Consider the following 442-nt stretch of genomic DNA (forward strand, 5'->3'; position numbering starts at 1 on the left):
TTTAAAATGGTGAGCCATGAAGGATTCGAACCTTCGACCCTCTGATTAAAAGTCAGATGCTCTACCAACTGAGCTAATGGCTCTTAATGGCTGGGCTAGCTGGATTCGAACCAGCGCATGACGGAGTCAAAGTCCGTTGCCTTACCGCTTGGCTATAGCCCATTAATTAAGAATGGTGGAGGGGGGCAGATTCGAACTGCCGAACCCGAAGGAGCGGATTTACAGTCCGCCGCGTTTAGCCACTTCGCTACCCCTCCGACATATATGGTGGAGGATGACGGGATCGAACCGCCGACCCCCTGCTTGTAAGGCAGGTGCTCTCCCAGCTGAGCTAATCCTCCATTTTGCCTGGCAACGTCCTACTCTCACAGGGACAAGGTCCCAACTACCATCGGCGCTAGAGAGCTTAACTTCCGTGTTCGGTATGGGAACGGGTGTGACC

Annotated in this window: 4 tRNA genes and 1 rRNA gene; all 5 read right to left on the reverse strand. The window is 53.4% G+C overall.

From position 1 onward, the window contains the following. Positions 1–7 precede the first annotated feature (7 nt). Positions 8–83, reverse strand: a tRNA-Lys gene (locus F8162_RS14935). Between the two features lie 4 nt (positions 84–87). Next, positions 88–162: transfer RNA gene (locus tag F8162_RS14940), tRNA-Gln, on the reverse strand. Positions 163–173: 11 nt separating this feature from the next. After that, positions 174–257 (reverse strand) — tRNA-Tyr (locus tag F8162_RS14945). Positions 258–265: 8 nt separating this feature from the next. Beyond that, positions 266–341 (reverse strand) — tRNA-Val (locus F8162_RS14950). Positions 342–346: 5 nt separating this feature from the next. Continuing rightward, positions 347–442 (reverse strand): 5S ribosomal RNA (gene rrf / locus F8162_RS14955); the annotation flags it as partial.

The organism is Bacillus sp. CH140a_4T, assembly GCF_008923725.1.
Classification (GTDB): Bacteria; Bacillota; Bacilli; order Bacillales; family Bacillaceae_G; genus Bacillus_A.